19 protein-coding genes are annotated in these 22,433 nt (G+C 64.6%); 9 read left to right on the top strand and 10 right to left on the bottom strand.

The window, feature by feature from the left end; genetic code table 11:
* Positions 1–90 precede the first annotated feature (90 nt).
* A complete protein-coding gene (locus tag QM470_RS13830; protein ID WP_283339672.1) occupies positions 91–915 on the top strand; it encodes a hypothetical protein in 825 nt (274 codons plus the stop codon).
* Positions 916–954: 39 nt separating this feature from the next.
* Here the strand turns inward: QM470_RS13830 and QM470_RS13835 are convergent, their stop codons facing one another.
* Entirely contained in the window at positions 955–1,167 is a 213-nt protein-coding gene (locus QM470_RS13835) for a DUF2917 domain-containing protein (RefSeq protein WP_283339673.1), read from the bottom strand.
* 305 nt (positions 1,168–1,472) lie between these two features.
* On the opposite strand from QM470_RS13835, the gene QM470_RS13840 reads away from it, so the two are divergent.
* The 8 genes from QM470_RS13840 (at position 1,473) to QM470_RS13875 (ending at position 7,935) form a co-directional block, all read left to right on the top strand.
* The gene (locus QM470_RS13840; protein WP_283339674.1) at positions 1,473–2,918 is read left to right on the top strand and encodes an aminotransferase-like domain-containing protein; all 1,446 of its coding nucleotides are present in this window, start codon (positions 1,473–1,475) and stop codon (positions 2,916–2,918) included.
* Between the two features lie 58 nt (positions 2,919–2,976).
* Positions 2,977–3,258, top strand: coding sequence for a DUF6364 family protein (locus tag QM470_RS13845; RefSeq protein ID WP_283339675.1), 282 nt, complete (start codon positions 2,977–2,979; stop codon positions 3,256–3,258).
* Entirely contained in the window at positions 3,255–3,695 is a 441-nt protein-coding gene (locus QM470_RS13850) for a PIN domain-containing protein (protein ID WP_066540402.1), read from the top strand. Before QM470_RS13845 ends, QM470_RS13850 begins: the two co-directional genes overlap by 4 nt.
* Positions 3,696–3,757: 62 nt before the next feature.
* Complete coding sequence (gene hisC / locus QM470_RS13855) at positions 3,758–4,876, top strand: histidinol-phosphate transaminase (protein ID WP_283339676.1); 1,119 nt, start codon at positions 3,758–3,760, stop codon at positions 4,874–4,876.
* A complete protein-coding gene (gene hisB, locus QM470_RS13860; protein ID WP_280012320.1) occupies positions 4,873–5,505 on the top strand; it encodes an imidazoleglycerol-phosphate dehydratase HisB in 633 nt (210 codons plus the stop codon). Before hisC ends, hisB begins: the two co-directional genes overlap by 4 nt.
* 83 nt (positions 5,506–5,588) lie before the next feature.
* The gene (gene hisH / locus QM470_RS13865) at positions 5,589–6,257 is read left to right on the top strand and encodes an imidazole glycerol phosphate synthase subunit HisH (RefSeq protein ID WP_283339678.1); all 669 of its coding nucleotides are present in this window, start codon (positions 5,589–5,591) and stop codon (positions 6,255–6,257) included.
* 68 nt (positions 6,258–6,325) lie between these two features.
* Positions 6,326–7,078 carry a 1-(5-phosphoribosyl)-5-[(5-phosphoribosylamino)methylideneamino]imidazole-4-carboxamide isomerase gene (hisA, locus tag QM470_RS13870; RefSeq protein ID WP_066540413.1) on the top strand — a complete coding sequence of 251 codons (753 nt, stop codon included), beginning with the start codon at positions 6,326–6,328 and terminating at the stop codon, positions 7,076–7,078.
* 5 nt (positions 7,079–7,083) lie between these two features.
* Positions 7,084–7,935: a D-hexose-6-phosphate mutarotase gene (locus QM470_RS13875; protein ID WP_283339679.1), complete on the top strand. Its 852-nt coding sequence runs from the start codon at positions 7,084–7,086 to the stop codon at positions 7,933–7,935.
* A 163-nt stretch (positions 7,936–8,098) separates the two neighbouring features.
* Here the strand turns inward: QM470_RS13875 and QM470_RS13880 are convergent, their stop codons facing one another.
* The 9 genes from QM470_RS13880 to QM470_RS13920 all read right to left on the bottom strand — a co-directional run bounded on the left by QM470_RS13880 (position 8,099) and on the right by QM470_RS13920 (position 22,307).
* Positions 8,099–8,821: a hypothetical protein gene (locus tag QM470_RS13880; RefSeq protein ID WP_283339680.1), complete on the bottom strand. Its 723-nt coding sequence runs from the start codon at positions 8,819–8,821 to the stop codon at positions 8,099–8,101.
* Entirely contained in the window at positions 8,818–9,768 is a 951-nt protein-coding gene (locus QM470_RS13885; protein ID WP_283339681.1) for a DUF2167 domain-containing protein, read from the bottom strand. Before QM470_RS13885 ends, QM470_RS13880 begins: the two co-directional genes overlap by 4 nt.
* A 69-nt stretch (positions 9,769–9,837) precedes the next feature.
* A complete protein-coding gene (pelG, locus tag QM470_RS13890) occupies positions 9,838–11,211 on the bottom strand; it encodes an exopolysaccharide Pel transporter PelG (RefSeq protein WP_283339682.1) in 1,374 nt (457 codons plus the stop codon).
* Positions 11,211–12,755: a GT4 family glycosyltransferase PelF gene (pelF, locus tag QM470_RS13895; protein ID WP_283339683.1), complete on the bottom strand. Its 1,545-nt coding sequence runs from the start codon at positions 12,753–12,755 to the stop codon at positions 11,211–11,213. The genes pelG and pelF overlap by 1 nt, the downstream gene beginning before the upstream one ends.
* Before the next feature lie 4 nt (positions 12,756–12,759).
* Positions 12,760–13,764, bottom strand: a complete 1,005-nt coding sequence (locus QM470_RS13900) for a hypothetical protein (protein WP_283339684.1) — start codon at positions 13,762–13,764, stop codon at positions 12,760–12,762.
* Positions 13,757–15,076 (bottom strand): PelD GGDEF domain-containing protein, encoded by a 1,320-nt coding sequence (locus QM470_RS13905; protein WP_218332964.1) that lies wholly within the window; start codon positions 15,074–15,076, stop codon positions 13,757–13,759. The genes QM470_RS13900 and QM470_RS13905 overlap by 8 nt, the downstream gene beginning before the upstream one ends.
* A gap of 79 nt (positions 15,077–15,155) precedes the next feature.
* On the bottom strand, positions 15,156–15,707 hold the full coding sequence (locus QM470_RS13910; protein ID WP_283339685.1) for a penicillin-binding protein activator LpoB: 552 nt from the start codon (positions 15,705–15,707) through the stop codon (positions 15,156–15,158).
* Between the two features lie 29 nt (positions 15,708–15,736).
* Positions 15,737–19,567 (bottom strand): tetratricopeptide repeat protein, encoded by a 3,831-nt coding sequence (locus QM470_RS13915; RefSeq protein ID WP_283339686.1) that lies wholly within the window; start codon positions 19,565–19,567, stop codon positions 15,737–15,739.
* Complete coding sequence (locus QM470_RS13920; protein WP_283339687.1) at positions 19,527–22,307, bottom strand: bifunctional glycoside hydrolase/polysaccharide deacetylase family protein; 2,781 nt, start codon at positions 22,305–22,307, stop codon at positions 19,527–19,529. The genes QM470_RS13915 and QM470_RS13920 overlap by 41 nt, the downstream gene beginning before the upstream one ends.
* Positions 22,308–22,433 lie beyond the last annotated feature (126 nt).

Below are 22,433 nucleotides of genomic sequence, written 5' to 3' on the forward strand. Positions count from 1 at the left end.
CGGTGGCTGCCCCATACGGGCCGCACCCGGGCCGAGCCCGCCGCACCGGGGTGCGGTGCATCCAGATTCCAACCACCAGGGAGTGTGAACATGAACCCCACCACCACATCCGGGCTGCGGCGCTGCTGGCAGACCCTGTGTGCCCTGCTGCTGGCCGCCGGTCTGGCGGCGTGCGGCGCCCCGCAGTCCGGTCCCGACCCCCTTGCCGCAGTGGCCCAGCGTGGCCCCCAGGTGGAATCCACCTTGGGCACCCAGTGGGGGGAGGGGCGGGAGTCCGTGACCTACGACGTGGAAGCCACGCGCTTGCATCCCGAACATGCACAGGCGCTGTCGCAACTGCGCTATTCCGATGAAGCCAGCATCCGCCGTGCCCTGGGCGGCAGTGCCGACCGGCAGCTGAATGTGCTGCTGGCCGACGGTGCGGTGGAATGGTCCGTGCTGGATGGGCAGGGCCAAGCGCTGCCGGTGTACAGCCAGCGCGGCAGCAGCGGCTACCAGCTGGCGGGCCGCCATGGCGAGCGTTATGTGCTGGTGTTCACCAACCGCAGCAGCCGCAACTACGAGGTGGTGGCCACGGTGGACGGCCTGGACGTGCTGTCCGGCCAGGCGGGCAGCCTGCAGAACGCCGGCTACCTGCTGCGCGCGGGCCAGACCCTGCACATCGAGGGCTTTCGCAAGAACAGCCGCGAGGTGGCGGCCTTCCGCTTTGCCACCAAGGACCGGGCCTATGCGGCCCACACGGCCGCCGGGGATGCACGCAACATCGGCGTGATCGGAGCGGCACTGTTCGAGGTGCAACTGGCCGGCAGCCCCGCGGCGCAGCCGCCCCGCAACGGCGCTGGTGCACCAGCGCCCCAGGCTTTCCCCGGCGACGCCGGCCGCAGCGGCTATGCGCCGCCGCCCCAGTACCGCTGAGGGGTGCCCTGGGGGCCAGCGCCCGCCTGCCGGGATGGCTTAGGCCGGTGCATGGCTGCCCCGGGGCAGCAGCACCCAGCGCACCAGGGCTGGCGCATTGCCTTGCGCACCCAGGTACAGCCGGGCAGGGCCGGGGCAGTACAGGCGCTGGCCGGCTTCGGCAAACTGGTCCTTCAGCAGGTCCTGTTGCGTGAGCCACAGGCGGCCCTGCTGGCATTCCAGCACCGCCATCCGGCCTTTGGGTACGTGCACAGCCTGCACCGTGCCGGCCGCGTCCAGGGACAGTGGCTTCCAGGGGGGCGGTGGTGTGCCGAGTTCGGCTCTCCACCGACCCTCTGCACCGTGTGCGGAGGCCATGGTGGAAGCGTGTGGGAGCGCATGGGGGGAGGGGTGGATTGCGTACATGGCCCCACTGTCGGGCAATGCTGCGGGCGGCGACAGCGGCAGTCCGGTGTGAACCGAACCGGTACAGCCGCAGCGCCTCGGGCTTCTGTGCTGTATGGCTGGCCGGGTATCTGTACTGAAGGTGAAAGGCCTGGGTAGTACAGAATGCCGGCATGGATTCCGTTTCCTCTCTTCCTCTGTATCTGCAGATTGCCGAACCCCTGGCCCAGTGCATACGCCAGGGCACCCTGGCGCGCGGCGACAAGCTGCCTTCGGTGCGGGCGCTGGCCCGCCAGCATGGCGTGGCACAGACCACGGTGGTACAGGCATTTCACTGGCTGGAAGATGCGCAGCTGATCACGGCCCGCCCGCGCTCGGGCTTCTATGTGGCGGCGCGCCCGGCACAGCTGCCGGAGCCCAGCACGGTCCAGCCCCTGCGCCGGCCCCGCGCGCTGTCCAAGGACTGGCTGGGCCAGCGTGTGCTGGGGCGCAAGCAGCCCGAGGGCATGCTGTCGTTCAGCAGCGGCACACCGGGGCCGGACCTGCTGCATACCGACCGCGTGCGCCGGGCCGTCACGCGTGCCGTGCAGCAGCACCGCCATCTGCTGTCCACCTATCCGGATGCCAGCGGCCATGAAGACGCACGCCGCGCCCTGGCCCGCTATGCGGTGGGCCTGGGGTGCAGCCTGGATCCGGAGCGCATCGTCATCACCGGGGGCTGCATGGACAGCGTGGCCCTGTGCCTGCGTGCGGTGACCCAGCCAGGCGATGTGGTGGCACTGGAGTCCCCCACGCATTTCTCGTTTCTGGAGGTGCTGCAGGCGCTGCAGCTCAAGGCGCTGGAGATTCCCACACACCCACGCCATGGCCTGTCGGTGGATGCGTTGCAATTGGCGCTCGATACCCAGCCGGTCAAGGCCCTGCTGCTGGTGCCCACCCTCAGCAATCCGCTGGGCTGCTGCATGCCGCAGGCCGAGCGCAAACGCCTGGTGCAACTGGCGGCGCAGCATGGGCTCCCCGTGATCGAAGATGCCATCTATGCCGACCTGGCCGAGGGCGATGCCATGCGCCGCACGCTCAAATCCTATGACAGCAGCGGCCAGGTGATGCTGTGCCATTCCTTTTCCAAGACGCTGGCGCCGGGTCTGCGTCTGGGCTGGCTGGAGGCCGGCCGCTGGACGGCGCAGGTGCGCCACATCAAGGAAATGCAGGCCGGAGGGCAGTCTGCCGTGCTGGAGCTGGCGTTGGCCGATCTGATCACCCAGACCGGCCACCATGCCGCCATGCGCCAGTTGCGCGCAGCCATTGCGGTGCGGGTGGACCAGGCGCGGCAGGTGATTGCCGGGCATTTTCCGGCGGGAACGCGCGTCAGCGATCCACCGGGCGGGCTGCTGCTGTGGCTGGAGCTGCCGCAGGGCGTGGGGGCTGTGCAGCTGCACGAAGCCTGCCTGGCCGAGCAGATCCTGATCCCGCCCGGGCGGTTGTTCGGTGCGGCAGGGCGCTTTCCGCAGGGGGTGCGCATCGGTCTGGGAGGGGACTGGACCGCGCAGCATCTGGATGCCTTGCGGCGGGTGGGTGAGATTGCCCGGCAGCTGCTGCACAGAACCGGGACGGTGTGACACGGATGTAGTGCGACACGAATTTCGTGTTGCACGAATTTCGTGTACGATGGGCGGCATGAAGAACCTCACCATCACCGTTGACGACAGCGTGCTCGAATGGGCGCGGGTGGAAGCGGCCCGGCGCGGCACCAGCGTTTCGCGCATGGTGGGCGACTTCATGGCCGAGATGATGCAGCGCGAGGATGCATACGAACGGGCCTACCTGGCCTGGCGCACGGACGAGCGCAGCTGGCAGGCCGGTCCGGCAGCGGTGGCCGCAGCCAGCGCCCAGGCGCACCGTGCCAGTGCCCGGCGCGCCGGTGACCCCCAGGACCTGAATTCCGGAGCGGCGGCATGAACCCGGTGTTTGTCGATACCTCGGTGCTGATTGCCGCCGAAGACGTGGCTGGCGGCCCGTTGTACGCGGCCACGCTGGCCTGGCTGGACGTGCTGTGGCGCACGCGCAGCGGTCGTACCGGCAACCAGGCCCTGGTCGAGTTCTATGACCAGGTCACCACCGCCGCCGTGCCACTGCCCCAGGGCGATGCGCGTGCCGCCATCCGCCGCTACCAGACCTGGACGCCATGGAAAACCGATGCGGCCACGCTGGAAACGGCCTGGGCCGTGCAGGCCCGCCACCAACTGGATTTCGGCGATTGCCTGGCCGTGGCCTGTGCCCAGCACAGCGGCTGCAGCCAGATGCTGAGTCTGCACCTGCCCCATGGTGCTGAATTTGGCGGCGTGACCGTGGTGCACCCGCTGCGGCAACCCGCTCCCGGATTGGAAGGAGCCTGAGCGCCCACACCATTGCAGCCGTGCAATGCAGGCCAACGCAGGCATCCCGTGGAAAGACGACCATGACCCCACCAGACAACCAAACCCGTGCCCTGCAGCGCATCCGTGCCGATGTGCGTGCCATGTCGGCCTACCATGTCCAGCCCGCCCAAGGCCTGCTGAAGATGGACACCATGGAGAACCCCTACCGTCTGCCAGCCGCGCTGCAGCAGCAACTGGGGGCGCACCTGGGCAGCCTGGAGATCAACCGCTATCCGGGCGAGCGCCTGGAGGTGCTCAAGCAGATGCTGGCCGACTACGCCGGTGCCCCGGCCGGAACGGCGGTGCTGCTGGGCAATGGCTCGGATGAAATCATCACCTTGCTGGCGCTGGCCACGGCCCAGCCGAGCGAAGGTGGTCGCGCCACCATGCTGGCGCCAATGCCCGGCTTTGTGATGTACCCCCTGAGTGCCAAGCTGCAAGGGCTGGACTTTGTCGGCGTGGACCTGACGGCAGACTTTGACCTGGATGTGCCCGCGATGCTGCAGGCCATTGCCGCCCACCGGCCCGCCATCACCTATATCGCCTACCCCAACAACCCGACGGCCACGCTGTGGGCCGAGGACCAGGTCCAGGCCGTCATCGACGCCGTGGCCGCCGTGGGCGGCCTGGTGGTGATGGACGAGGCTTACCAGCCTTTTGCCAGCCGCAGCTGGATCACGCGCATGCAGGCCGAGCCGGAGCGCAACGCCCATGTGCTGCTGATGCGCACGCTCAGCAAGTTCGGTCTGGCCGGCGCGCGCCTGGGCTATCTGATCGGCCCGTCCGCCCTGGTGAACGAGATCGACAAGGTGCGCCCGCCCTACAACATCAGCGTGCTCAACTGCGAAACAGCGATTTTTGCGTTGCAGCACGAATCGCTCTATGCCGAACAGGCGGCGGCCATCCGCGCCGAACGCCAGCCGCTGATCGATGCCCTGGCGGCGTTGCCCGGCGTAGCCAAGGTCTGGCCGTCCGAAGCGAATATGGTGCTGCTGCGGGTGCGCGATGCCGCCCACGCCCAGGCCCAGATGAAGGCGCGGGGTGTGCTGGTGAAGAATGTCTCGGCCATGCACCCGCTGCTGGCCAACTGCCTGCGCCTGACCGTAGGTACCGCCCAAGAAAATGCCCAGATGCTGGCTGCCCTGAAGGAATCGCTATGAGCAACGCACTCGTCCCCTCCACCGTGCCTGACGATGGCACCGCCCGCATTGCGGAAGTGCAACGCAACACCGCCGAAACCCGCGTGCATGTGCGCGTCGATCTGGACGGCACGGGCAAGGCCAGCCTGCATTCGGGCATCGGCTTTCTGGACCACATGCTGGACCAGATTGCGCGCCACGCGCTGGTCGATCTGCACATCGAATGCGAAGGCGATCTGCACATCGACGGCCACCACACGGTGGAAGACATCGGCATCACCCTGGGCCAGGCCTTTGCCAAGGCCATTGGGGACAAGAAAGGCATCCGCCGCTACGGCCATGCCTATGTGCCGCTGGATGAAGCCTTGAGCCGTGTGGTGATCGACTTCTCCGGCCGTCCCGGCCTGCACATGGACTGCAAGTTCACCGCGGGCAGCATCGGCCAGCTCGATACCCAGTTGGTGTTCGAGTTTTTCCAGGGCTTTGTGAACCACGCCGGTGTCACACTGCACATCGACAATCTCAAGGGCTTCAATGCCCACCACCAGTGCGAGACCATCTTCAAGGCCTTTGCCCGGGCGCTGCGCTTTGCGCTGGAACGCGACCCGCGCATGGCCGGGGTGATTCCCTCCACCAAGGGATCGCTGTAAAAATGGGCGCTGCCTGTGCGTACAGCGTGTGCCACGGGCAGGAAGAGTATTTTGAAAACTGAGCTGCAAGCGCACAAGCTGCTATGAATGCTTTGAACAACACCGTGGCCGTGGTCGATTACGGCATGGGCAATCTGCGTTCCGTCTCGCAGGCGGTCATGGCCGCTGCGGCGGATTCCGCCGTGCGCGTGGTGGTGACCCAGGATCCGGCCGAAGTGCGCGCGGCCAGCCGCATCGTGCTGCCCGGTCAGGGCGCCATGCGCGATTGCATGGCGGCGCTGCGCGATTCGGGCATGGAGCAGGCCGTGCGCGAGGCCGCCGCCAGCAAGCCGCTGTTCGGCGTGTGCGTGGGCATGCAGATGCTGCTGGACCACAGCGAAGAGGGGGACACCCCGGGTCTGGGCCTGATTGCCGGCACCGTACAGCGCTTTGCGCTGGAAGGCCGCACCCAGGCCGACGGCAGCCGTTTCAAGGTGCCGCAGATGGGCTGGAACCAGGTCCAGCCCCAGGCCCCCGGAGGCCAGCGCCACCCCGTCTGGGGCGATACGCCCGACGGCGCCTACTTCTATTTTGTGCACAGTTTCTATGCCCGGCCGGCACAGACGGCGCATTGCGCATCGTTGACCGACTACGGTGGGCTTTTCGCATCGGCCGTGGCCCGCGATAATATTTTCGCCACCCAGTTCCATCCGGAAAAGAGCGCCGACCAGGGCCTGGCCCTGTACCGCAACTTCCTGGCCTGGAAGCCCTGAGGCATTTTTTGTTCCACCCCTGTCGGACCGCTTTTTGAGGCGGACCATTTTTTTCACCGCACACCATCATGCTGCTCATTCCTGCCATCGACCTCAAGGACGGCCACTGCGTACGCCTCATCCAGGGTGATATGGACCAATCCACCACGTTCGGGGAAGACCCCGCCGCCATGGCCGCCAAATGGCTGGAAGCGGGCGCGCGCCGCCTGCACCTGGTGGATTTGAATGGCGCGTTCGCGGGCCAGCCCAAGAACCTGGGGGCCATCAAGAGCATCCTGAAAGAGGTGAACGGTGAGATCCCGGTGCAGCTGGGCGGTGGTATCCGCGATCTGGACACCATCGAGCGCTACATCGATCTGGGCATCGAGTACCTGATCATTGGCACGGCAGCCGTGAAGAACCCCGGCTTCCTGCAGGACGCCTGCAGTGCCTTTGCGGGCCACATCATCGTGGGCCTGGACGCCAAGGACGGCAAGGTTGCCATCGACGGCTGGAGCAAGCTGACCGGCCAGGATGTGATCTCCACGGCCAAGCGCTTCGAAGACTGGGGTGTGGAATCCATCATCTACACCGACATCGGCCGGGACGGCATGCTGACCGGCATCAATGTGGATGCCACCGTCAAGCTGGCCCAGGCATTGAAGATTCCGGTCATCGCCTCCGGCGGTCTGGCCGGCATGGCCGACATCGAAGCCCTGTGCGCGGTCCAGAAGGAAGGTGTCGAAGGCGTGATCTGCGGCCGTGCCATCTATACCGGTGATCTGGACTTTGCCGCTGGGCAGGACCGTGCCGACGAACTGACCGACGCCCAGGACGCCTGAGCGCCATGAGCGAACTCCCGCGTGCCGAGCGCACGGTGTGGCGCGGGCTGGCCTGCACGCGCCTGGGCTTGCCCAACGGTGACAGTGCCGTGGTCTCGGACTTCGGCGCCCAGGTGCTGTCCTGGGAGGCGCAAGGGCAGGAGCGTCTGTTCCTCAGCCCTCTGGCCGTGCTGGACGGCAGTGCCCCCATCCGCGGCGGCATTCCGGTCTGCTTTCCCCAGTTCAACCAGCGTGGCCCCTTGCCCAAGCATGGCCTGGTGCGGCGGATCCCCTGGCACTACCTGGGCGCCGAAGTGCAAGAGGGCTCCATCTCTGCCAGCTGGTGCTGGGATGCGGAGCCGCCCCTGCACGCAGATTTTCCGCACGGCCTGCGTACCGTGCTACAGGTACAGCTGACGCCCGCCGGTCTGCGGGTGCAGCTGCAGGCCACCAATACCGGCTCCACGGCGTTGGCTTTCACCGGTGCATTGCACAGCTATCTGGCCGTGCACGACGCCGAGACGGCGCGGCTGCAAGGGCTGGAGGGCCAGGCGTTCTGGGATGCTGCACGCGGCTTTGCACCTGCGGTGCAGGCCGGCAGTGTGGTGCTGGGCGAAGAGGTGGACCGGGTCTATGCGCGCAGCAGTGCGGCATTGCAGCTGCATGGCCAGCACGGGGTGCTGGACATTGCCCAGGACGGAGCCTGGCCCGAAACCGTGGTCTGGAATCCCGGTCCGGCGCTGTGTGCCCAGCTCGGGGACATGGCGGCGGACAACTGGCGCCAGATGCTGTGTGTCGAGGCGGCCTTGGTCAACCAGCCGCAGGCTTTGGCACCGGGTGCCAGCTGGCAGGCCAGCCAGCAGTTTCAGGTGAGATAGGGCGCGACGGCGGTATGTCCGCTGCCCGCCGGGGCGGCATCGTTGTACGGTCCCGGCCACGCGCATCGGCAGGCTTTGCCGGGGGAGGCCGGGCTTGCGCGCCATGCGCCGAACACGCTGCCTAGTGGAGACCCAGGTGGCGCACAGGCCCCTGTCTGGTGGGCTAGCGCTTGTGCATTCCCTGCAGACGGTTCTTCGATGCCTCCCACCGGGCGGTGCTGTCCTTCGAGTCCGTTGCGTCGATCTCCGCGTCCATGCAGGCGATCAGCTCCGCTTGCACACGCTCCCATTGCGCGGCATCCACCAGCTGAAAGGCGCTGTCCACGAAATTGGCCTGCAGCCGTCTGGCCAGAGACAGCTTGCGGACGATGTTGATCGTGAAGGGCGGACACAGCAGGCACTCCAGGAACAGCGACCAGGCATTTTTTGTGCTGACGCCAAGCGGCTTCTGGTGTCGGTACAGCAGCATGCCGGCCCCAACGGGGATCAGGTAGATCAGGGCCAGACAGGCCAGCAATGCGGGATCGCTGCGAAAGAAGCAGTAGGTGATGGGGGTGATGACGAACAGGGTCAGTGCCATGCCGTAGGCTGGCAGGCCAAACCATCCATACAGTGATTTTTCTTTCTGCCACTCCACCGAGGGGGACTGCGACATGCTTTCCGGCTGCCAGTGCAGTCTGAAAACAGGGCGGTGGGGGAGAAGCAAATTGGGGATGAAAAGCCTTTTGCGCAGCAAAACCAATCCCCTGTGATTGGTTTGGGCAGTCCAGTTTTTCCAGGAGGGTGTGATCACGCCCTCATTGGAAAATAGCAAGACACTGGAATCATAGATATAAAAAAGCACAGCCAGGATGAGCAGCTGTGCCTCCAGGGGAACCAGGTTCATTGCTTCTTCTTGAAGATGCTCGCAATGCCTGCCAAGGCCGCAATAACCGCAGCGACAATCACTTTCCAGAAAGCGGCGGCAGCGCCTGCAATCGCTGCCCAGAAACCTTTCTTGGTGGCCACGGCGGCGGCGCCACCCAGAATCAAACCTGTGAGTCCATATCCGGCCACCTTGTCACCTGGCAAAAACTCGGCATAGGTTTTGCCAGGGTTGTAGGAAAAGCCAGCCAATGCCTGCTTGAAGCTGGTGATGTTCTGGTCCAGCATATCGTCGTCCGCGACCAGAATGGCATTCATGAATCCTTCCCGACCCAGAATGCGGCTGGTGTAATTGACAATCTTGTGTCCGGAATCTGAATGCAGCTGTACGCCCCATTCCAGCTGTTTGGTCTTGTCGTCGTAATGCGGTGAGACGGCCCAGCCATCGGTATAGATGGCTTCCATCTGGAGGCCTTTTCGCTGCTTGTTGCTGACATCGTCCGCTTCTTTAAAGGCCTTCATCAGGGCATCAGCGTCAATCTTGTCATCGTCCGTGATGTATCCCGTGTCTGAAAATTTGAGAATGGCAAACCATTCCAGGCTGTCGGGGGCGATGGTGTAGTGATTGTCTTGCGGGGGATTGCCATTGAGCTCCAGGAATTTACGGGTGTTGGCTGCATCCAGGAAGGCATGATTTTTCGGAATCTCAATCGACGCATTGCTGCCGATGCTTGCCTTGGACGGGCCATGCTGCCATGGCAAATTGACAACTTCCTGGTATTTATTCTCGGCTTCGGAAGCTTGCGAGGCGGGGCCTTGGGCAAAAGCCAGAATCGGGAAAATCCAGAGAAGCAGCAAAAAACGTTTCATGATACGGAAAGCCTTGTTGTGTTTGAAGCGAATGTATGGCTTGAAAAATAAAAAGCCTTTGTAGTTTCCTGCAAAGGCACAGGCTTGTGCAAGTTTCATTGCACCAGCCTGTCGGCTCCCCCAAGCACGCTCCGGGAGAGCGGCTTGCTGGAGAAAGTGCTTTGGTATTTATTGCAGCATGAAGGTTTTATATTCCAGCCGTCCGATTTCGCGGGACAGCAGGTGCAAACCGGTGCACAGCGTGATCAGCATGGCGCCCGCAAAGCCGTAGCCGTAGAAGGCTGCCCCCAGTTCCAGCGACAGCGCCGTGAGCAGAATGTTCAGCACCAGCAGTTCCACGCAGAGCCAGACCACGATGCGGCGTTCATCCAGGTAGAAAAACACGTTGAGCACGGCCATCAGCCCCACCTGCAGCGCAGCACCCACCACCTGCACATGCAGCAGGGGCAGGTAGAGCTCGGAAATGCCCAGCAGGCGCAGCACGGCAGGGCCAGCGACAAAGGTGACCAGTACGGCGAGGGTCTGGATCTTGGCAATTTCGCTCAGGCCGCTCTGGATGGCATAGGCCATTTCGTCGCGCATGGTGTCGATTTCTTCCAGGGAGCCGCCCTGGCGCACGGCGGTGAAGAATTTGTCGTAGTACTCCACAAAGTCGGTCTCGATACGGACCAGGAACACGGCCATGCCGGGGATGATGGAGAGGTAGGACAGGAACACCGGAATGTCGTAGATCAGTGACGCGCGCAGCCCGCCAATGATCACCTGGGAGGTGTCGGGATAGGCCCAGAACATCAGCTTGTCGGCCCAGATGCCCAGGTTGTAGAGAAAGCCGGTCAGCACCAGGGTGCCGTACAGCGATTTCGGCTGCAGAAAATCAAAGGCGATCAGGCGGCGGTGGGGGTTGAACTCCCTGAGCACCAGCACCCACATGCCGCAAAACAGCAGCAGATGCCCGATCACAAAGCTGCCCAGCAGACCTTCCAGGCCGTAATAGCGCAGCACCAGGGAGATCAGCACAATCAGCGTGTAGCTCACGGCGAACAGCACGGTGATGGCCTTGTAGCGCTTCATGCCGGACAGCAGCACCGTCAGAATCCAGATGCCGCACAGCAAGGCGAATCCCGACAGCATCAGCATGCGGTAGAGCATGCTTTGCCCGGACAGCAGCGTGAAGCAGGCCGCTATCCCAATGAGGCTTGCGCTGCCCAGCACCAGCAGCAGCAGGCCATGGAGATTGGGCAGCACCATTTCCGCGCGCTTCTCGAACAGGCGGTCGGAGATGAAGCGGGTGAAGGCCAGCTGGGCCAGCCCGGTCCAGATCAGACTGAATGCCACCAGGTAGGTGACGGAGGTCTGGAACTGGGTCACCAGAAACGGCGGAGCGACCAGGCCCACGCTGAGCAGACCCATCAGCAGGATGCCGACGATGGAGAACACCCAGGGGCCGGAGCCGATCACGCTGGCATAGGCGTAGGTCTGCACCAGACTGAGCAGGGTGTTTTTGCGCAGCAGGCGGCGCAGTTCAAAACCGATACCGGCCATCAGCGTGCCTCCTTGCGGGATGCCAGGGCATCCTCATAGATCTTGCGGTAGCTGTCGAACATGCGGGTGTCGGTGTAGAACCGTTCCACGCGGGCGACAGCGCTTTGGCTGGCTGCTTGCCAGGCGGCGGTGTCGGTGAGCAGTTCCAGCATGGCATCGGCCAGGCTCCGCGGGGAGGCGATGCCGACGACACGCCCGCTGGGGCCCAGGGCCTTGTCTTCGGCATCCAGCCCTTCCACCAGTTGGCGGCAGGAGCCCACATCGGTGGTGACCACCGGAATGCCGGCGGCATAGGCTTCCAGCACCACCAGTGGCAATGCTTCGCTGATGGAGGAAAGCACCAGGATGCCGGCCTGGGACAGGATGTCTGCGGTCTTCTGGAAGCCCAGGAACTTCACCTGCTGCTGCAGGCCCAGGCTTTCGGCCAGATCGCGGCATTCCTGGGCATAGAGTTCGTCTTCGTCCGCAGGCCCGACGATCCAGGCCTGGGCCTCCGGGTACTGGTTGACGACGCGGCGCATGGCACGGATCAGGGTCTTGATGTCCTTGATGGGCACGACCCGTCCCAGCAGGCAGATCACGGGCGGGACGGGCGCGCCTTCCGGCCGCCGGCCGGCGGCAAACTGGGCAATGCGAATGCCGTTGGGAATGTTGAGCGTGCGTTCCTCGGGGGCGCCATCGTGGATCTGGCGCTGTCGGTTGGTCTCGTACAGGGCGACGATGGGGTTGGCCGCTGCGTAGCAATAGCGTCCCATCCATTCAAACAGGCTGATCCACATCTTGCGGAAATGGGAGACTTCGCTGGCGTTGCGCTGGAAGATGTTGCGGTTGTCGCGGATCCAGTCGCTCTTGAGCAGGTCGATCTGCCGTTCCTTGGTGTAGATGCCGTGCTCGGACAGCACGAAAGGAATGCCGCGGGTGTCATGGACCAGGGCGCCCAGAAAGCCGGCATAGCCTGTGGAGGCACTGTGCACCATGCGAACCGGCAGCATGGACCGGGCCACCCGCGCCATGATCCACAGGGGCTGGAACATGATGCGCACGGTCCAGAAATAGTCCACGAACGAGGGGTCGGTGCAATAGTCTTCGTAGCTCTTGCGGATCAGCTCCCATGCGCCTTCGCTGTAGAGAAAATCATCCAGCGGGATCTGTCCGCCAGGCATGATTTCCTTGGTGACCGTGCGGATGGCGTCGACGACCTCTTCCGTGGAGGCCATGCCGGTGGCGTGGCGGCCGAGTGCATCGATCAGCACCTGGGCCTTGGCAAAGGCCTGGGAGTGGCCCGGGCGAGCGGATGGAATGAAATCTGCCTGGAGGTGCTCGTAGAGATAGTGCTCTTCGATGTGCACCACGTTCGAAGGCAGCTGGTAGCGCAGGCCCGCATAGTCATCGGCGCGGCTGCCGATGAAGATCAGCGCAAAACGGTATTGCGGATAGGCCTGTATCATCTGGTGAATCCAGCCGGACACGCCGCCGCTGATATAGGGGTAGGTGCCCTCGAGCAGGAGCGCAATGTCGGCCTCTGTGGCTTTGGGCAACGTCATCGGTTCAGCTCCAGTAATCAATCACGGGCCGCAGCTTGGGCAGGGCGTTGTGCTGCGCGATGCCCTGTATCATGGAGCGCACCTGCACGAAATCACGCTGTGCGTAGCGGATCTGCGCCTGGTAGGGAATGACCTGGGTCGCCGGCATGCCCAGCTCCAGAGCCCTGGCATAGCACTGCTCGGCTTCCTGCTGGCGATCCATGGCGTGCAGCAGACGGCCGCGGCGCAGCACCAGCGGCGGTTCGTCGGGCTGCTGGCGCAGCACCATGTCGCAGTAGCGCAGCGACTCCTGTACGGCGAAGTCGTGCATATCGTCCGAGGCCAGCTCCTGGTAAAGCAGTTCCCAGTACAGATCGGAAAGGCGGTGCGCCGCCACCAGTCCCCGGTGGGAAAGCGCGGCAGGCCCAGAGGCTTCTTCCTTGAGGACCTGCAGCTCTTCGTGGATGGCCCGGGAGAGCTTTTGCTCCATGCGGTCCAGCATGCCGTAGGCCAGCAGGCGCAGGTCGTCGCTGGGGTCGTCCAGTACATCGCGCAGCAAGGGGGAGGCAATCCGCCCCTTGACATGGCTGAGCGTGACCAAGGCCTTGAAGCGCAGCTTGGTGGGGGCCTCGCGGTTGGACAGCAGCGACCGGATGCCCGAGGTCTGTGCGGTGCCTGGCAGATGCTGGTGCTGGTCGAAATCGGGCAGCACCACGGACGAGAAGTCCTCCGTCGGATCACGCGAGGGGTAGACACGGACGGTCATCACCGCCAGGAAGGCCAGCACAAAGCCCAGGACAGGAATGACAAAGCAGAAGCACGCGATCAGGCCGACGACGGCCCAGCGGGGCTGGGTATGCTTGCCCAGCAGCAGCGGCAGCATGCTGAAAGCCAGCACGGCGGAGGCCAGGGCATGCAGTGCGAGGTAGCCCCAGAGTGCCGAATCCGAGCTTTGGGTCAGGAAGCCGGAGACCGTCCAGCTGGAGATCTCCAGCAGCAGTGCGACGAAAGCCAGTTTGAAGTTAGCCATGGCGCAGGCCTTCAATGCGTTGCAGCAGCTCCTGCGGGGTGTGCTGCTCCAGCAGGAGCACATGCGGAAAGATGCCTGCTTCCATCAAGGAAATGTGCTGCTTGCTGCTGAGCGCCCATTGTTCCAGTCGCTGCAGAAAACCTTCGGCAGTGGCCGTGGTGCCCAAGGGCATCAGGATGGCGACCACCTGTTTGCCCGCCTGCGGCTTCGTCAGCCAGACTTCGTCCAGCATGCGCTTCATGCGCACCACCTGCTGGGGCACGTTGCGTGCGATGGCTTCCTGGGAGAACTCCAGGGCCAGCACCACGCTGCTGATGCCGGAGGATTGCTGCATGTGGGACAGGCGCTGCAGTTCCATGGCAAAGCTGTCGGGGCAGTCCGGGAACTGCGTGAGCACGGGCTTGGTCAGTTCGTGGGCGGACAGACCATCGGTGTAGTAGCTCAGCAGCAGGTTGATCACCTGCAGGTTCTCGGTCTGCAGCGCGAAGAACGGCATCTCCCTGACCACTAGCAGGGCGTAGAGATCGCCCTGCAGATCCAGCAGCGGCGCGGCCACCAGGTAGCGGCTGGTCTGGCCTTCGGCGGTGGATTCCACCACATGGCAGAGCCTGCGCATTTCCAGCGCCTGGCGCACCAGGGCATCCTGCGTGTCCACGCTGTCCGGGCTTCCGATGTGCGCAATGGCATGGGGTTGCAGCTGCTCGTCGGTCACCGCATGCAGGCTGGCATCGGTGATCTGGCAGTACTGGGACAGCAGTTGCAGCAGCCTCTGGGTGGCATCGGCGGAGTCCGCGCTGGCATGCAGTTTCAGCAAGGCGTCGCGCATGGACATGGGGCGCCCGATCAGCTCCTGCTCCAGCCGGTCATGCGAGAGGCGCAGCAGGTAATACTGCCGCACCAGATGCTCCAGGCGCTGGTCCAGGTAGTGCTGTACCGATTCCGCGCGGCGGGTCTTGGCGCGCCATTGGCTGGCCACTTCACCCACCACCATGATGGTGATCAGCCCTCCCAGGAAGTACAGCTGGGGAAAGTCTTGCCACTGGCCTCGGTGAAAGTAGAACCAGGCGGCCAGCAGGATGGTGGAGGAGCCCAGCCCGGCCAGGGCACCATAGCGCAGGGCGATGATGATGGGGGCCAGCCAGGACCACGGGAACTCGGTGTTGACCCACAGCGGGTTGTCGGGGGAGAACCACAGGCCCAGCAGCAGAAACAGCAGGGGGAGGATCACCACTTCACCGATCAGCACGCTGGTGCGCGTGCTGGGCAAAGCCAACTTGCCCAGGGGCGAGTTGGGGACCAAAGACGCCTGCAAAGGCCCTGGCTCCATTGACTGTCGGCGCGGCTCCATACTGGTGCTCCCTGGTTGCATGCGGGTTGTGCGGTGAGGAGGGTTAACGTACGTTGCCCAGACCGGAATCCAGCAGGCCGCGGATGAGCTTCTGGCCTACCGCAGACAGCGCTTCGCGGCTCCAGCCACTTTTCCCGCCGGCGCCGGTCCACAAGGTGGCGCCGGTTTTGACATCGATGATGCGCAGGGTCACGCCCGCGGCAGGCTCGCCATCGACCCCGACCTTGTAGCGCCACTCGTCGACGGCACCGGTCAGCGCATAGGCCACGCCTTGATCCCGTGCCCAGCCCAGGCCGCTGTCGCCGCCGGCACCGCCGGGCACGCCAAACAGCGGGTCCTGCTGGGCGGGGCCGGCATAGCGTTTGACCTCTCCCACGCCCCGGGCATGCAGCAGGGCGGCCGCAATGGCTTCTGCACGCTGTCCTGCCATGGGCGTCTCGGTGTGGTTCTCAAATGGCAGCACGGCCCAGCTTGCCTGGCGTTGCAGCGCCGGCGTGGAGCCTCGGTCGGTGGTGGAGCAGCCGGCCAGGGCACTGGCCAGTGCAATACCTGCCAGGGTGGTGGCTGCAAGTGAGCGATGTGGGCGTGCGGTCATGGAAGTTCCCCTCGTGTGATGGCGTGGTGTCAGAAATGCCGGCGGTAGCTGACCTGCAGCTCACGCGTATGGCCGGTTGTCAAAGGACTGGACTTGGAAAAATTGAAGCCGACGCTGAGATGGTCCTGGCCCAGTACGCTGCCGGCCAGACCCACACTCAGGCCATAACCGGAGCCTTCGCGGCTGTGGCGTGTCAATGCCAGGCTGGCGAAGGGCCGGACGGCCCGGGTGTACTCTTCCATGAAGCGTTGATTGGTCGAGATCACCACGCCGTAGTACTGGAAGCTTTGCGGCAGCAGGTAGTTGGCTGGAATGGATGCAGGGGAGTCCGGCAGATAGCGCAGGATGTTCAGCTGGCGGCCTGACAGGCTCTGCAGATTGCGTTCGCTGAAATTGAAGTTGGACCAGAAGGCTCCGACATCCACACTGGGCGTTCCCCCGCGCAATGCATGCATGTACTGCAGTGTGGTGGTGTGGCCGCGGCCGATGTCGGCGCCCGTTTGCAGGTGGTAGCGGTCGCGGAAATGCTCCAGGCTGACGGTGTCCAGGCGTGTGGGCTGGTAGGTCAGCCCCACACCTAGGCGGTCTTTCATGCCGCCCAGTCGCATGGCCGTGGTTTCTTCGGTCGGCAGCTGGCGGCCCGCCTCCAGGCGCAGGCGCAGGCGGTTGTCGATGCGCTGCTCCCACTGCAGCTGCAGTGGGTTGTAGGTGTCCAGACTCTCTCTGCGGCCGGCACGGAAGCTGGCCGAGCTGTTGCCGTTCTTCCAGCGCAGGTAGGCATCGATGCCGCGTTCGTCGTCCACAGCAGCCAGCTGGGAGCGGTCCCGGATGCTGCGCTGTGTGCGGCTGGCATCCAGGTCCACGGACCAGCGTGGGTTGAGGGCCCAGTGCAGGCGCGCCGTGGTCTGCTCTTCGGACAGTTCGTTGAGGCGCCGGCTGGCGTGCTGGATGCCGGCGTGGTCGCTGAAGGACAGCAAGGTATCCACCAGTTGCTGGTTCAGCTGGTCGTCATCGGGCTGGAAGGTCTGGGCTTCGAAGGCATCGCTCTGGGCGCGGCGCGTATCGCCCACCAGCACGGCGGCATTGATACGGTCATAGCGTGGGAGTGCGTCTTCATGCCGCTCCAGCAATTGGCCTGCCAGGGCACGGTCGTCGTTGGCCAGCGCCGTGGTGATCTCGGCCCACAAAGGCAGGTTGGCCGAGCGCTGCCGGCTGTAGCGCTCCCACAGGTGGGCACGCACCGCCTGGTACTCGCCAGCTTCCTGGTACCAACTGATGAGGGTTTCCGTCGCCGCCTCGGACAACTGGGTTTTTCCTTGGCGGTCCAGGCGCAGGATTTCGCGCATGGCTGCCGTTCCGGTATCCCCGGGGCGCTGGGTCATGATGAGCCGATTGCGCGCCATGCGCCGCACGGCATCGTCCCCCGTGGCCTGCAGCCATTGCACCAGCTCGGCACGCTGGGACGTGCCAGGACGTGGGCGGGATGCCCATTCTTTTTCCAGAAGCTGGCGGCGCAGGCGCCAGGCCTGGTCCGCCTGCTGGTTCTGCTCCAGGGCATCGGCATAGCCCATCAGCCACAGGAAGTCATTGGCACGTTCCTGGACATGGGGCTGGAGGTACTGCGTAATGGCCACCTGCGGCAGCGACAGGGCCTGGTAGGCCGACGCCAGGGCATCGTGCATCGACGGATCGTGCTTCCATTGCGCTTCATGCGTGGCTAGCAGCTGTTTCAGCGTATCCGTGTCGTTGCTGTCGATCGCCAGCCACAGCAGCGACTGGCGCAGGTCGACCGAATCGGGGAAGGCTTTCAGACCGGCCTGGTAGATGGCGCGCGCTTGCTCAGGCCGTTGCATGCCCTGGTAGTAGTGGCCCAACAGGCTGAAATACAGCGGGTCGCTGCGCAGCTGCTGCACCGTGGCCGGCTCCAGACCGGAGGACAGCGAGTTCACCAGGGGCGTGGCGGCCGCCCAATCCTGCTGCTGTCCGTACAGCATCAGGGCCTGCACGAAGTGGCGCGGCGCATGGTGCTTGTCCCAGGCCGTGCGCGACAGCGCCGCAGCTTCACGCATCTGGCCTTGCTGGCGCAGCAGGTCAATGAGGGCGTCGTAGTCTTCGGGGGTAGACGTCGGGTTGCGCAGCAGGCTCTGGTAGGCCGTTGTCGCCTCGCCGGTGGCGTTCTGGCGGCTGGCCAGTTCGGCGTACAGGCGCAGAAAGTCTGCCGCAGCCTCGGGGTCTGATGGCAACGGGCCCGATGCACCGCGCAACCACGCTAGCCCCTTGGCGCCTTGGCCCAGCCGCAAGGCCAGCACCGCGGCTTTCATGGCCCGCGCATGCGTGATGGTCTGGGGTTGCTGAAACAGGCTTTCCCACTGGCGCAGGGCTTTTTCATCTTCGCCGGTGTGCTCGTACATGCTGGCCAGCGCTTCGCTTTGCTCGGGCGTGCGCTGTGGCAGGCGCTGGAGCAGGGCGATGGCTTGCTCCGGCTGGCCAATGCGCTCGTAGTTGCTGACCATTTCCGCAATCAGGCGCTTGTCGCCCGGTGCGCGGCGCAGCTGGTATTGCAGCCCATCGGCCAGGGCCTGGTACTCCAGCAGACCTGGCGCCAGGCGCAGCACCTGCTGCCAGGCGGCATCCTCATTGGTTTGCTTGGCAATGATGTGCCACTGCGTCAGGGCTTCCTGCGGGCGGTTGCTCCACTCCGCGACCTGCGCCAGGCGGCGGCGCCATGTGATGTTGCTGGGTGCCTGCTGCACCGCGGCTTTGGCCACGCGCAAGGCATCTTCCAGGTTGCGGTTCTCCAGGAAGACGGTGTAGCCCAGCTCATAGGTTTTGTCGTCGAATGCCAGTTTGGGCGCCGGCCGGTCTGCTGTGGCCCGAAACGCCGGGTGGCGCGCCGGCCCTTCGTCATCCCAGAAAACCTGCTGCGGCAGCGGCCGTGCCGGCGTGCCGGATGCCCACTGTGCCGACCGTTCTGCCGGGTAGAGCTGTTCCAGCAGGGTGAGCTGCAGCAGCATCTTGGCGTAGCGCTGGGCCACCTCCGGGCGGCCTGCGGCACGTGCAATATCGATCAGCTGGCGCAGCACGGCGGGATCTGCGGTGTACGCCGCCAGCTCTTTCTCTGCCAGCGCCAATGCCTGTGCCGTGTGGTTGCCCGATTGCAGGACGGCCACAGCGCCTTGCAGATAGAGCTTTTTCTGCGCCTCGGTGTTGGTGCCGGCTTGGCTGGCCTCCAGATACCAGCGGGATGCCACGTCATACAGGCCGTTGCCGAGTGCGGCCTTGGCGGCAATTTCCAGCACCTGTGGTGCATCGCTGGCGGATGCACGCTGGAGCAGGATGTCAAAGCTGCGCCGGGCCAGATCGGCGTCCTGCATGGCCAGGGCAGCCTGCCCGGTGTAGAGCAGTTGGGCTTCGTCCAGCGCACCGAGCGGCAGCAGCTGTTGTTTGCGCACGGCGTCCAGGCGCTGCGCTTCGCGTTGCGGTGTCTTGGCCGCTGTCTGCTGGAACTGGAGGTAGCTGGCTTCCCAGTCTTTCCACGCATCCTGCTGCGCCTGCTGCAGCGCTGTGGGTGGCGTGGTTTGGACCGCCAATTGCTGCTGGCTTTTCTCTTTTTCGATGCGCTGCAGCAAGGCTTGCAATTGCGCATTGTCCGGTTCGCTGCGCAGCAGATTGCGCAGATAGGACTCCGTCAGTTCGACGTTCCCGTGGGTGGCCTGCAGCCGCTGCTCCAGGTCATCGCGGGGATAGAGCACCCACAAGGCGCTGCCCACCAACCCTGCCAGCAGCAGGATCAGCCAGATGGGCGCGACCTTGGGTCGCTCAACGGCGGGCGCATTGCGCTTGGATGAGTGCTGCTGCATGTGACAGTCGGAAGCGTTGAACGGAAGTGCCGGCCATGGGGGTGACGGACGACGGAGTGGCGACGCGGTCATTGATGCGCACCTGGCATGTACGCGGCAGCACCAGGCTGAAATCCAGCGGTGCGTGGCCCTCAAGGCGGAACTGCACCTGATCGGCTTGTGCATTCCACTCGGTGAGGCGCGCATTGGCTTCCGAGAGGGCGATGGGGGCGGACGGCGCATCCGCCGCGGTGCGCAGCAGGGCGGAACTGCCGGTCAGGTGCACATAGGTGTTGGCGTCGGCGGCCTTGCTGCCGGCAATGCCTTCGCTGTGCGCCAGATCCACGGCACCCCAGGACTGGGGAATGCGCACGGTGCGCAGATCGCCGCGGCCACGGATGCGCCAGCCCTCCCCATCACGCGCCAGTGCCACTGCATAGAAATCGTGCACCTTGCGGATGTACTCCGAAGCGAACACCGGGTGCAGGGGCTGCTTCATGGCCCAGCCGTACACCTGGTGCAGCGCGGTCAGACTGGCTGGCTTGCTGGCGGAATAGGTGTGGTAGTAGATGTCCACGGCCTTGAGCCGGCGCGGCGTTTCCGTCATGGAGAAGGTTTCGATGACCCGCTCGAAGCCGTAGAACGGGCCCCGCCAGAGGTTGGTGTAGAGGTTCTCGTTGGTGATGGGGGCGTAGACCTGCAGATTGCCTTTCTTGAAGATGCCGTGACTGCGGACAGCCGTCAGCGATGCGCGGCTGCGGGTGATAAAGGTGTCCCCGCCGTTCATGTTCAGCAGACCGTTCTTGGCCACGATCTCCAGCGCATCGGCGCCTGGGGAGGTATCGCCTGACCACAGCAGGATGTTGACGGGCTTGCCCCCGGCCAGGCGGTCGCGGATGTACTGCACCGAGCCTACGATTTCGCGCTGCAGGTCGATCTCGTAGCCGGGAATCCCCAGATTGATCGCGGCTTCATGGTTGTGCTCGAACAAGCCGTGGCGCACCGAGGGGTCCCAGAGATAGGGGTGCGAGTAGGTGTGGCTGGCAATTTCCACGTGGGGCAGCGCGAAGATGCGTTTGGCGATGCCCTCCAGCTGTGCGCTGAACTGGGGGTAGATACCCTGTGGCGACACTTCCGCTTCGATGACGGAAACGGTGTGCGGGATGCGGTACTTCTGCAGGATGTCGGTCAGCAGCCAGTCGGCCGCAAAGCGGTTGCCCGGCATTTCCGCCTTGGAGGGAAATGCGTCGCCATCGATGTGGGCGAAAAGCAGGCGGCGGCCGTTTTCGGTGGTGACATCGGGCACCGGCAGGGGTGTCAGGCGCAGCGCCTGCTGCAAAAAGGAAAAGGGATCCAGGGCCCAGCGTGAATCCTCCGTGCCGGGCACATCCTGTATGACATAGGGGGTGTGCATGAACCCACCCCATGCCGTGATGGCTCCGGCCGTGTAGCTTTGCCCCTTGCTGTCCTTGAGCGTCAGCAGCGCGCGCGCATTGGGGGCGGAGGGCGCAAGCAGCACGTCCTGGGGGGTGCGGTCGGCCGGGAAGTCGCGGATTTCAAAGCCGACCATGGCATCTTGCTGCGAGATCTGCAGCAAGCCGGTCGACGCCTCCTTGGTCTGCAGACCCAGCAGCCGGCTCCAGGTGGGCGTGAGGTCGAAGCCGAACTGTCCGAAGGCGGCCCAGGGGATTTGCTGCTGCACGACCTGGTACAGCCAGCGCTGCAGGGCGGGCTGGGACGCGCTGGCCACATCGCCGCCCAGCCAGGTCACGACCCCTGCATAACGGTCTCCATACAGATTGGGCGGCAGCGGCTGGCGGACATCGAAGTACTCCGAGATGTAGCCCAGATAGTTGGTGGGCATGTCCAGGAAGCGGTGCACATCGGAATAGTTCGGGGCCGGGTACTCGTCGCTGCTGTAGAGGACGGCAATGCGGCGCGGCACAAACTCCACACTGCCGATGCCGATGGTGTTCAGTTGCTGGTCCGTGACCCAGGGGGTGAAGCCCAGGGCCTTGATCTGGCGGGCGGTCTCCCGCGTCTTGGCGCGGTCCTGGGGGGGCACGTAGTCGATCACCAGCACGGGGATGCCCAGTTGATCCCGCGTGGTCTGCAGTTGCTTCAGCAGCCATTCGCGGTCCTGGGCACTGACCGGGGTGTACTGCTTGCTTTGGGCATTCCAGCCCTGGAACAGCGATTCCGCCGCCACCATCTGGACCTTGTCCTTGACACGGGGCAGCACGTCAAAGCCGCGGTTCAGGATCAGCTGGATGCCGGGAAAGCGGCGGTGGAGTTCTTCCAGCACGGCGACCACGCCGTCTTGCTGCTGCTGTTCATCGAAGCGGGCCGCCAGACGGTAGGAGTCCAGGGTGTCCAGAAAGAAACCCCGAAAGCCCCGTTCCCACAACGGGGCGATCACCTGTTCGGCAAAGAAGCGGGGCCATTCCGGCTGGCTCTGGTCCACCAGCACCGAATCCCAGTCGGCGTTGCGGCCCAGGCGCCACTGCGCGGGAATGCGCTGGAAGTAGCTGCGGGTGGGATGGACTTCGGTCAGGGCTGCGTAGGCGTAGAGCTGGCTGTCCGGGCTGCGGTAGGTGGACGGGCTGTAGCCGTGGTCGGCATCCACCACCACGATGTCGAATACCTTCAGGTCCTCCAACGGGGCCTGTGCACCGTAGTGCAGCGCCACGGACGGCGCTGCCTTGGGAGGGCCAGGAGGAGCGGGAAAAGCGGCTGCTGCCAGGCTCATGCTCAGTGCCATCACGCAGGATCGAACCAAGTTCAACACGTAAGCCACCTCCCCAGGTTTATAGGTTTTCGCTATTGATTTCTCACTCTGATTGCCTGTCGATCGCTGTGCGTCGGACAAGGCTGTTACATGCGCGCA

Origin of the sequence: Comamonas sp. 17RB (assembly GCF_030056555.1) — a bacterium.
Taxonomy (GTDB): Bacteria; Pseudomonadota; Gammaproteobacteria; order Burkholderiales; family Burkholderiaceae_C; genus Comamonas; species Comamonas terrigena.